Source organism: Sanguibacter biliveldensis (assembly GCF_033798665.1).
GTDB classification, from domain to species: Bacteria; Actinomycetota; Actinomycetes; order Actinomycetales; family Cellulomonadaceae; genus Sanguibacter; species Sanguibacter inulinus.
Window position 1 is genome coordinate 3957529 of the sequence record NZ_CP138359.1, and the last position, 11291, is coordinate 3968819.

The 11291-nt window shown below is 71.6% G+C and carries 7 protein-coding genes; 5 read left to right on the top strand and 2 right to left on the bottom strand.

Annotation, left to right across the window (positions count from 1 at the left end):
* Positions 1-75 precede the first annotated feature (75 nt).
* Positions 76-867, top strand: a complete 792-nt coding sequence (locus SANBI_RS17205) for an exodeoxyribonuclease III (RefSeq protein WP_319157237.1) — start codon at positions 76-78, stop codon at positions 865-867.
* A 333-nt stretch (positions 868-1200) separates the two neighbouring features.
* Positions 1201-3531, top strand: a complete 2331-nt coding sequence (locus tag SANBI_RS17210; RefSeq protein ID WP_319157239.1) for an aryl-beta-d-glycosidase — start codon at positions 1201-1203, stop codon at positions 3529-3531.
* 174 nt (positions 3532-3705) lie between these two features.
* Here the strand turns inward: SANBI_RS17210 and SANBI_RS17215 are convergent, their stop codons facing one another.
* Entirely contained in the window at positions 3706-4362 is a 657-nt protein-coding gene (locus SANBI_RS17215) for a TetR/AcrR family transcriptional regulator (protein ID WP_319157241.1), read from the bottom strand.
* A gap of 166 nt (positions 4363-4528) precedes the next feature.
* Between SANBI_RS17215 and SANBI_RS17220 the strand changes: the two genes are divergently transcribed.
* Complete coding sequence (locus SANBI_RS17220) at positions 4529-5692, top strand: hypothetical protein (RefSeq protein WP_319157243.1); 1164 nt, start codon at positions 4529-4531, stop codon at positions 5690-5692.
* A gap of 209 nt (positions 5693-5901) precedes the next feature.
* On the opposite strand, the gene clpB is transcribed toward SANBI_RS17220, so the two are convergent.
* The gene (gene clpB / locus SANBI_RS17225; protein ID WP_319157245.1) at positions 5902-8514 is read right to left on the bottom strand and encodes an ATP-dependent chaperone ClpB; all 2613 of its coding nucleotides are present in this window, start codon (positions 8512-8514) and stop codon (positions 5902-5904) included.
* A gap of 278 nt (positions 8515-8792) precedes the next feature.
* Here clpB and SANBI_RS17230 point away from each other — a divergent pair, with 278 nt between their 5' ends.
* On the top strand, positions 8793-10025 hold the full coding sequence (locus SANBI_RS17230) for an LppM family (lipo)protein (protein ID WP_319157247.1): 1233 nt from the start codon (positions 8793-8795) through the stop codon (positions 10023-10025).
* Between the two features lie 189 nt (positions 10026-10214).
* Positions 10215-11282, top strand: coding sequence for an alpha/beta hydrolase (locus tag SANBI_RS17235; protein ID WP_319157249.1), 1068 nt, complete (start codon positions 10215-10217; stop codon positions 11280-11282).
* The last annotated feature ends 9 nt before the right edge of the window (positions 11283-11291 follow it).

An 11291-nucleotide genomic window follows, 5' to 3' on the forward strand; every position in this document is an offset into this window, starting at 1 on the left:
AGTCGAGCGGCACCGCCCTCGGCGCCTCCCGTCCCTCTCGGGTGCGTGTCGGCCCAGACGGCTAGCCTGGACCTCATGCGCCTCGCCACCTGGAACATCAACTCGATCCGCGCCCGTGTCGACCGTGCGGTCGCCTTCCTGGAGCGCAGCGGCACCGACGTGCTCGCGCTCCAGGAGACCAAGTGCAAGGACACGCAGTTCCCCTTCGAGGCCTTCGAGGCTGCGGGCTACGAGGTGGCGCACTTCGGCCTCTCGCAGTGGAACGGCGTCGCGATCATCAGCCGGGTGGGGCTCGAGGACGTCTCGCTCGGCTTCCCGGACCAGCCGCAGTTCGGCGAGGAGCCCGTGGTCGAGGCCCGCGCGATCGGTGCGACCTGCGGCGGCGTCCGCGTGTGGAGCCTCTACGTGCCGCACGGCCGGGCGCTCGACAACCCGCACTACGCCTACAAGCTCGACTGGTTGTCGACGCTGCGATCGCACGCTGCGGGCTGGGTCGAGGCAGACCCTGCGGCGAAGATCGCGCTCGTGGGCGACTGGAACGTCGCCCCGCGCGACACCGACGTGTGGGACATGGCCGTGTTCGAGGGTCAGACGCACGTGAGCCAGCCCGAGCGCGACGCCTTCGCGGCCTTCGAGACCGCGGGCTTCACCGAGGTGAGCCGCGAGTTCGTCCCCGAGGACCGCAAGTACACGTACTGGGACTACCAGCAGCTGCGCTTCCCCAAGAACCAGGGCCTGCGGATCGACTTCGCCTACACCTCCCCCGCGCTGACCTCTGCGGTCACGGCTGTCGAGATCGACCGTGACGAGCGCAAGGGCAAGGGCGCGTCCGACCACGTCCCGGTGATCGTCGACATCGCGGACTAGCGCGACCGGGACGAGGGGCGGGGGTGCGAGCGCGCACCCCCGCCCTTCGTCGTCTCCTCTGAGCCTGCCGTCGCACCCCCGTCGGACGACGCGCGCAGCCCTGCCCTGCCCTGCCTGTCTCCCAACGGCCCGAACCAGACGTCGAGGTCGGCACCTCGGAGCGAGATCGATCCCCCTGCGGCACGATCTCGCTCCGAAGTATCGATCTCGCTGCTCCTGCCCCTGGCAGGCACACACCCCTCTCCACATCTCCTACCGCCCGGTAGGTTTTCGCGTTACGCTGGCCAGAGCACGCGCCGGAGCGTGCTCCGCCGACACCCAGGGAGTGCTCGCATGACTTCTGCACCAACCACCACCACGGCAGGCCCGCTCGACGTCGAGCGCCTGATCCAGGACCTCACGCTCGAGGAGAAGGCGTCGCTGACCTCAGGCCTGGACTTCTGGCACACCCAGCCCGTCGAGCGCCTCGGCATCGGCTCGGTCATGGTGACCGACGGCCCGCACGGCCTGCGCAAGCAGGACACCTCGGCCGACCACCTGGGCCTCGCCGAGTCCGTCCCGGCCACCTGCTTCCCGACGGCTGCCGCCCTGGGCTCCACCTGGGACGTCGACCTCTTGCGCCGGGTCGGCAGCGCACTGGGCCGCGAGACCCGCGCGAACGACGTCGCCGTCCTGCTGGGCCCGGGGATCAACATCAAGCGTTCACCGCTCTGCGGCCGCAACTTCGAGTACTTCTCCGAAGACCCCGTCGTCTCGGGCGACCTCGGCGCCGCGCTCATCGAGGGCATCCAGTCCGAGGGTGTCGGCACCTCGCTCAAGCACTTCGCGGTCAACAACCAGGAGACCGACCGCATGCGCGTCTCGGCCGACGTGGACGAGCGCACCCTGCGCGAGATCTACCTCACCGGCTTCGAGCGTGCCGTGACCCGCGCGAAGCCCTGGACCGTCATGTGCGCCTACAACAAGGTGAACGGCACCTATGCCTCCGAGCACCCGTGGCTGCTCACCGAGGTGCTGCGCGACGAGTGGGGCTACGACGGGGTGGTCGTCTCCGACTGGGGCGCCGTCGCCGACCGCGTGCCCTCGCTCGCCGCCGGCCTCGACCTGGAGATGCCGAACTCCGGGAACATCGGCGACGCCCAGGTCGTCGAGGCAGTCCGGTCAGGCGCGATGGACGAGGCCGTCCTCGACCAGGCCGTCCGCCGTCTGCTCACTCTGCTCTCCCGCGCGCTCCCGGCTGCCGCAGAACCGTCGTCCTACGACGCCGGCGCCCACCACGCCCTCGCCCGCGAGGCCGCGGCGGCAGGCTCCGTCCTGCTGAAGAACGATCCCGTCGACGGCACTCCCCTGCTCCCGCTGCGGGCTGCTGACGCCGCTGGTGTGCTCGTCGTCGGCGAGTTCGCCAGGACTCCCCGCTACCAGGGCGCAGGATCGTCGCAGGTCAACCCGACCCGGCTCGACGACGCCCTGACGGCGATCGGCGAGGTCGCAGGTGCGGACGTGAGCTTCGCCCCGGGCTTCACGATCGAGGGCGTGACCGAGGGCTCCGACGAGCAGCTGCGCGACGAGGCCGTCGAGGCTGCCAGGACCGCGACGACAGTCGTGGTCTTCCTCGGGCTGCCCGCCGCCGACGAGTCCGAGGGCTACGACCGCGACCACCTCGACCTGCCCGACAGCCAGGTCGCGCTGCTGCAGGCTCTCGCCGAGGTGAACCCGCGCCTCGTGGTGGTGCTCGCCAACGGCTCCGCCGTGGCGCTCTCCGGCTGGGAGCACCTCACCCCCGCCGTCCTCGAGACGTGGCTCGGGGGCCAGGCGGGCGGCGGCGCCGTCGCCGACCTGCTCTTCGGCGCGCAGAGCCCCTCGGGTCGCCTCACCGAGACGATCCCCGTCTCCCTGCGCGACACCCCCGCCTACGGCAGCTTCCCCGGCGAGCTCGGGCACGTGCGCTACGGCGAGGGCGTGCTGGTCGGCTACAGGTACTACGACGCCAAGGGCATGACGGTCTCCTACCCCTTCGGTCACGGGCTGACCTACACGAGCTTCGAGCACACTGACGTGACAGCCACTGTCTCCGGCGAGGGCGACGACGTGACCGTGACGGTCCGCGCGCGGATCACCAACACCGGCACCGTCCGTGGCGCCGAGGTGGTCCAGGTGTACGTCGGCGACCCCGAGTCTGTCGTCCTGCGGCCCGAGCGTGAGCTCAAGGGATTCGTCAAGGTGTCGCTCGAGCCCGGTGAGTCCCGCGAGGTCGAGGTGGTCCTCGACGCGCGCGACCTCTCGTACTGGCACCCGACGCTGCGCGCCTGGACCCTCGAGGGCGGCGAGTTCCTCGTCTCGGTCGGGGCCTCATCGCGCGACCTCCGTGCCACGGTGTCCGTCGACGTCACGGCTCCCCCGCTCGCGGCACCGCTCTCGGACGACTCGACCTTCGGCGAGTGGCTCGACCACCCTGTCGGCGGTGAGCTGCTGCGCGCCGAGCTCGCACGCCCGGAGACCCCGGGCGCCGACGACCAGGGCAACCTCGAGATCGACGAGACGATGGCCAAGATGCTGCTCGACATGCCGGTCCGGGTGATCGCGAACTTCGCCGGGATGCTCTTCGACCGCGACGGCCTCGCCAGGCTCCTCGACCAGGCGCAGGAGCGCTCGGTCCGCGCCTGACACCCGAGCACGTCCCCCGGGGCACACGCACCGGGGGACGGGCTGGGGGACGTGCTGGGTCAGTCCGCCGGGGGACGGGCTGGGGGACGTGCTGGGTCGGTCTGCCGGGGCCTACGTTCCTGGGGCGTGCTGCGTCAGTCTGCCGGGGCACAGGCTCCCGGGGGACTCGCTGGGTCAGTCGCCTGTGCCCCCGGGCCTCTGCGGGTCCACGAGGTGCGGCTCCACGAGATACAGGGCGAGCGCGTCCTGCATGACGGCAGCCATGTCGACCTGGTCCTCGGAGCCGCGCTCGAGCAGCCACTGGACCTGGAGCCCGTCCATGAGGGCCGTGAGCTGACGGGCGCCCGAGGCCGGGTGGACCGAGGGGCGCAGCGACCCGGCGGCGCGGAGCGCCTCGAGCTCCCGCGTGAGCAGCGCGATCGTCGTGGTGTACCTGTCGCGGAAGTACCTGTGCGCGGGGTGGTCCGGCGCCGTGGCCTCGGCGGCGAGCGTGGTGAACAGCTCGACGATGCCGGGCCTCTCGGCGTTGCGGCGCACGAGCCTGACGACCGCGTCGAGCAGCGCCGTCCCCGACGCGAGGTCTGCGGCCAGCGCGGAGTCGTCGATCTCGTCCCGGTGCTCGAGAACCGCTGCGAGCAGCACCTCCTTGGTCGGGAAGTGGTGGATCAGGCCGGGGTGCGAGATCCCGACGCGCGACGCGATCTCGCGCAGCGACGCAGACCTGTACCCGACCTCGCCGAACAAGACCATCGCGGCCTCGACGATCTGCACGCGCGTGGCGCGCCCCTTGGCGTACCCCCGCTCGCGGCGCGGCTGCGCAGGTTCTGTCACGGTCTGACCCCATTCCTCGACGGGGCTGCAGTGCCCCCTCCGCGAGCAGGACTCTACAGTCGGACGTCCGACCTGCGATCTCACCTCCCCTGCGGCTCGACCGGCGGCTAGGCTGCCCGTGAGACGACTCCGGCGGTCCGACCGCCCTGAACCTAGGCGGTTGACCATGAGCCACGTTCCTCCTCCCCCACCCGGCGCGGGCGCTCCTGGTCCCGACGACGCCAAGACGCAGAAGCTCGGCGCGCAGCCGGGGTGGGGCGACCAGCAGGGCACGCAGGGCCCCTCGGCGTCCTACGGCCGGCCGGGCCACGCAGGACAGCCCGGTCAACAGGCAGGACAGGCAGGCCAGCCGGGTCAGGCGGGCCAGGGCCAGCCCGGTCAGGCGGGCCAGGGCCAGCCGGGTCAGGCCCAGCAGAGCGAACCCTGGCAGCAGGGCCAGACGTCACAGCCCGCGCCGCAGTCTCAGCCCGGTCAGCCGTGGGAGCAGCCCACCCAGCAGTGGGGCCAGCCCGGCGGTCCGCAGCAGCATGGCGGCCCGCAGCAGCCCGCTGGTCCGCAGCATGGTCAGCAGCCGGCACAGCAGCCTTGGCAGCAGCAGCAGCCGTCGGGCCAGCAGCCCCAGCAGCCCGGCCAGCAGTGGGGTCAGCCCGGTCAGCAGCCAGGCCAGCAGCAGCCCGCACAGCAGTGGGGTCAGCCTGGCGCACCCGCCCAGCAAGGAACCAGGCAGCACAGCCCCGGGCAGCAAGGCCCGTGGGGCCAGCAGCCCGCGCAGCAGCAGTGGGGCCCTGGCCAGCAGGGCGGCTACCCCGGCCAGCCCGGCCAGCAGAACCCGCAGTGGGGGCAGCAGCCCCCGAAGAAGTCGTCGCGCGGCCTGATCATCGGGATCGTCGTCGCGGTCGTCGTGATCGGCCTCGCCGTCGCGGCGTTCTTCCTGTTCTTCTCCGACTCGACGCCCGAGGCCCTCGAGCCCGACGTGTCGTCGAGCACGAGCGCGTCGGTCAGCCAGCTCGTCGTCGGCAACTGCCTCGAAGACGTCTCGGGCAGCGGGTCTGTCGGCGAGGTCGACGTGGTGCCCTGCTCCGACGACCACGGCGCTCAGGTGGTCGGGAGCACGACCTTCACCGACGGCGACTTCCCCGGGCAGGACACCCTCGTCACCCAGACCACGGCGATCTGCTCCCCCGACCTCGTGACGAGCGGCGACGTCCCGGCCGACGACCTCAGCCTCGTCGTGTGGACCCCGAGCGAAGACTCGTGGGCTGACGACGACCGAACAGGTCTGTGCATCGCCGTCGTCGAGGGCGGGCTCTCCGGCAGCCTCCTCGACTGACACCGCACCACCTCCCGCTGCCCGGGAACTGACGCGCGAGCACAGCAACAGCAGCACAGCAGGCCAGACGACAGCAGCCGCACCGGATGACCGGTGCGGCTGCTGTCGTCTGGCTGGTCCCGCTCCTCGCAGAGCGCTCTCGCAGGAACGCGCTCAGCGTGGCGCTCTCGACGGAGCGCTCATCGTGAGGCGCTCCTGGCGGAGCACTCCTAGCGGAGCACCTCGACCACGAGGTTCCCCGCGCCGCCCTCGGGCGTCTCGGGCCTGTCGACGAGGATCCTGTCGCCGTCGGCGATCTCGCCCGCGAGGAGCGTCCGTGCGAGCCTGTCGCCGATCTCCCGCTGCACGAGGCGGCGCAGCGGCCGCGCTCCGTAGGCGGGGTCGAAGCCCTCGATCGCGAGCCACTCCCGCGCAGCGTCCGTGACGACCAGCGTGATCCGCCGGTCGACCAGGCGCACCGCCAGGGCCTCGACCTGGATGTCCACGATCTGCCCGAGCTCGTCGAGGTCGAGCGGGTCGAAGAGCACCACGTCGTCGAGCCTGTTGAGGAACTCCGGCTTGAAGGCGCTCTGCACGGCGGCCATGACCGACGCCCGCTTGGCCCCGTCGTCGAGCAGCGGGTCGACGAGGTACTGCGACCCGAGGTTCGACGTCATCACGAGGATCACGTTGCGGAAGTCCACGGTCCGGCCCTGCCCGTCGGTGAGCCGTCCGTCGTCGAGAACCTGGAGCAGGATGTCGAAGACCTCGGGGTGCGCCTTCTCGACCTCGTCGAGCAGCACGACCGAGTACGGACGACGCCGCACGGCCTCGGTCAGCTGACCGCCCTCCTCGTAGCCGACGTAGCCCGGGGGCGCCCCGACGAGACGCGCGACGGTGTGCTTCTCCGAGTACTCGGACATGTCGATGCGGACCATCGCCCGGGCGTCGTCGAAGAGGAAGTCGGCGAGCGACTTGGCGAGCTCGGTCTTGCCGACACCCGTGGGGCCGAGGAACAGGAACGACCCGGTCGGCCGGTCGGGGTCGGAGACCCCTGCCCGTGCACGACGCACAGCGTCGGAGACCGTCGCCACAGCCGCCTTCTGGCCGATGAGCCGCTGCCCGAGGACCTCCTCCATGGACAAGAGCTTCTGGCTCTCGCCCTGGAGCATGCGCCCGGCAGGGATGCCCGTCCAGGCGGAGACCACCTCGGCGATCTCGTCGGCGTCGACCTTGTCCCCGACGAGCGGGGCAGGGCGGTCGACGGTCTCCTCGGCGTGCTCGGCCTTCTCGGCCTCGGCGATCTCGCGCTCGAGCTGGGGGATGTCCCCGTAGCGCAGGCGCGACGCGGTCTCGAGGTCGGCCTCGCGCTCGGCCTTCTCGGCCTGCGCGTCGAGCTGGGCGAGCCTCTCACGGAGCTCACCGACCCTGTTGAAGCCACCCTTCTCAGCAGCCCAGCGGGCCGTGAGCGAGGCGAGCTCTTCCTTGCGGTCGGCGAGGGTCGCGCGCAGCACCGACAGACGCTGGCGGGAGGCCTCGTCGTCGGACTTCTCCAGCGCGAGCTCTTCCATCTCGAGGCGTGTCACGGCGCGCTGGAGCACGTCGATCTCGACCGGAGACGAGTCCATCTCCATCCGCAGGCGGGCGGCTGCCTCGTCGACGAGGTCGATCGCCTTGTCGGGGAGCTGGCGACCGGTGATGTACCTGTCGGACAGCGCCGCGGCAGCCACGAGCGCGGCGTCGGAGATGGTCACGCGGTGGTGAGCCTCGTAGCGGGACTTGAGCCCGCGCAGGATCGCGACGGTGTCCTCGACCGTCGGCTCCCCGACGAACACCTGCTGGAAGCGGCGCTCGAGGGCGGGGTCCTTCTCGACGTGCTCGCGGTACTCGTCGAGCGTGGTCGCACCGACGAGGCGCAGCTCGCCGCGGGCGAGCATGGGCTTGAGCATGTTGCCCGCGTCCATCGCACCCTCGGAGCCACCCCCGGCACCGACGACGGTGTGCAGCTCGTCGATGAAGGTGACGACCTCGCCGTCGGAGCCCTTGATCTCCTCGAGGACAGCCTTGAGGCGCTCTTCGAACTCACCGCGGTACTTGGCACCGGCGACCATCGCCGCGAGGTCGAGCGAGATGAGCCGCTTGCCCTTGAGGGAGTCGGGGACGTCGCCTGCGACGATGCGCTGGGCGAGACCCTCGACGACGGCGGTCTTGCCGACGCCGGGCTCACCGATGAGCACGGGGTTGTTCTTGGTGCGGCGCGAGAGCACCTGGACCACGCGCCGGATCTCGGAGTCGCGGCCGATGACAGGGTCGAGCCGGCCGTCGCGTGCGGCCTCGGTGAGGTCGACGCCGTACTTCTCGAGCGAGTCGTAGGTGCCCTCGGGGTTGGGGCTGGTGACCCGGCGTCCGCCGCGGACCACGGGGATCGCTGCGGCGAGCGCCTCACGCGTGGCTCCGGCGCGCTGGAGGATGTCGGCGGCCGGCGAGGGCGCGGCGGCGAGACCGAGCAGCAGGTGCTCGGTCGAGATGTACTCGTCCTGCAGCTCGGCGGCCTCGGTGCGGGCGCGCTGGAGCACTGCGGACATGGCGCCCGAGAGCGTGGGCTCGGCGACCGAGGACCCCGAGAGGGTCGGCAGGGCGACGAGGGCCCGGCGGGCGGCGGCGCCGACTGCCTGGGCGTCCACGCCAGCCTGGGCGAGGAGGCCCGGGGTCGTGCCGGTCTGCTGGGCGAGCAGCGCGTCGAGCAGGTGGACAGGCTCGACCTGCGGGTTGCTGGCGGCACCTGCGGACTGCACGGCGTTGCCGAGGGCGTCGCGGGAGAGGGTCGTGAGGTTGAGGTCCATGCAAGTCCTCCAAGGTCAGGGAACGGGTCTGTAGACGACAACGCCGCGAAAGTTGAGCGTATTCCACTCAACTCTGCTCCGCCACTGCCGGGAGAGGCCCCAGCGGCGCTCGAGCGGGTGAACCCGTCGTCCACAGCCCCTCTGCGCTGGGGAGAAGTCCCCGGAAGGCCCAGATCATGGGGCGGACGGGCACCCGGCATGCCAGAGTTGGCACCAGTCGAGATCCTCACCCGTCGTCACCCCCCGGTGCGCGACCTGTCCCAAGGAGCCCACCGGCCATGAAACGTCTCACAGCCCTCGCCGCAGGCGCGGTCCTCGCCGTCACACTGACCGGCTGCATGCGTGTGCAGACCGAGATCGTCCTCAACGACGACGACACCATGAACATCCAGATGCTCATGGCCGTCGAGGACGCCACGATCGAGCAGCTCGGCATGTCGGCCGACGACTTCCTCGAGCAGATGGAGACCGAGGCCGGCGACGACCTCATCATGCCGGGCATGGAGAGCGAGGCCTACAAGCAGGACGGCTACACCGGCTACCTCTACACGACCGAGGACGCGCCGCTCGCCGACTTCTCGGACGACGTGCTCTCCTTCACGCGCGAGGGCGACGAGTACGTGGTGACCGGGTCGCTCGACAACGCGGACATGGGCTTCACCGAGGACGACGTCGCGAACTTCGAGAGCCTGGGCATGGGCGAGCCCGACATCACCTTCTCGGTCGAGTTCCCGGGCGAGGTCACCGACTCCAACGGCGTCATCGACGGCAACACGGTCACCTGGACCTACGTCCTCGGCGAGACCCTCGACTTCGACGCGCGCGGCTCGGCCGGCGGCTCCGGCTCGGTCGTCGACCCGTCGGACGACGCCACGGACGACGCGACGGACCCCAGCACCGAGTCCACGCCCGACAGCTCGGACTCCTCGAGCGACGAGCCCGAGGCCGACAGCTCCAGCTCTGACGACGAGGGTGTCAGCTGGCTCCTCTGGGTCGGCATCGGCGTGGGCGTCCTCGCCCTCGCAGGACTCGCCACGTGGCTGATCCTGCGCAACCGCAAGGGTGGCGGCCAGGGCGGCCCCGGCGGACCCGGTGCGTACGCCGCAGCAGGCGCTCCCGCCTGGGGCCAGCAGCAGGGTCAGCCCGGACAGCAGCAGTGGGGCCAGCAGCCGCAGCAGCCCGGTCAGCAGGGTCAGCAGTGGGGCCAGCCCCAGCAGCCAGGCCAGCCCGGTCAGCAGCAGTGGGGCCAGCCCGGTCAGGGCCAGCAGCAGCCTGGCCAGCCCGGCCAGCAGTGGGGCCAGCCGGACCAGCAGCCGGGTCAGCAGGGCCAGCCCGGCCAGCAGTGGGGCCAGCCCGGACAGGGCCAGCCCCAGCAGCCCGGTCAGCAGCAGTGGGGTCAGCAGCCGGGCCAGCCGGGCCAGCCCGGCCAGGACCAGACCGGCCAGCAGTGGGGCCAGCCTGGGAAGCCTGGCGAGGAGCCTCCGGCACCTGGGCAGCAGCCCTGGCGCTGACGGCCACGGCCGGCTGACAGCCGGCTGACAGCCACGGTCGGCTGACACATGCAGTCGCCTGACAGCGACGGCCTGTCGACAGCTACAGTCGGCTGACAGCCGCACACAGACGCAGCACCCCCGACGGCGTGCGGCTCCCCTCGACCGAGGGCGAGCCGCACGCCGTCTCTCGTCGACGGAGATGACCGCATGACCGCAGATCTCACCTCGGACAGCCGCTGGGAACCCGACATGCTCGGCGGCTCCTGGCTCGCCCGGACGCTCCGGCTGCGCCCCGACGAGGAGGGCGAGGTCGTCGCCACGCTCGTCGCCGACGGTGCACGGCCACGGACAGCGCGGGCGGTCCTCTACGTCCACGGCTACGTCGACTACTTCTTCCAGACGCACATGGCCGACGTCCTGGCCGACCACGGCTACACCTTCTACGCCCTCGACCTGCGTCGCTACGGACGCTCGCTGCGTGCGCACCAGACGCCCAACTACGTGACGCGGCTGTCCGACTACGCCGAAGAGCTCGACACCGCGGCACGGATCGTCCGCGACGAGCTCGGCCACGAGGAGCTGGTGGTCCTCGGGCACTCCACGGGCGGGCTCGTGACAGCCCTCTGGGCCGACGCCCGCACGCGCACGGGATCGGCGTCGGGCCCCGGTTCAGGTTCGACGTCGGGCACCAGCACGGCCTCGGGCTCCGGCCCTGCCGCAGGCTCGACCGTGCAGATCGACACCGTCCAGATCGACGCCCTGGTCCTCAACTCCCCCTGGCTCGACCTCAACGAGCCGTGGTTCTCGCGCGTGGTGGCCACGCGGCTGATCGACGTGCTCGGTCCGCTCGCCCCGCGCACCCCCGTCGGCGGGCTCGGTCCGCACTACGGCCGGGCGCTGCACAAGGACACCGGCGGCGAGTGGGACTACGACCTCACGCTCAAGCCGCACGAGGGCTTCCCAGCCCGGGCCGGCTGGTTGCGGGCCGTCCGCCGCGGCCACGCGCAGGTGGCCCGGGGGCTCGACATCCGCTGCCCGGTGCTCGTGCTGACCCCCGACGCCTCCGGCGACGCGAAGCGCTGGCACGACGCGATCCTCACGACCGACAGCGTGCTGGACGTGCAGCAGACCGCGCGGCTCGCCCCGGGCCTCGGGCGAGACGTCACCCTGGTGACCGTCCCGGGTGCCGCCCACGACCTGAGCCTCTCGCCCGAGCCCGCGCGCAGCCGGTTCTTCGACGAGGTCACCAGCTGGCTGGCCTCGAAGGGCCTCTGACGGCCGCTG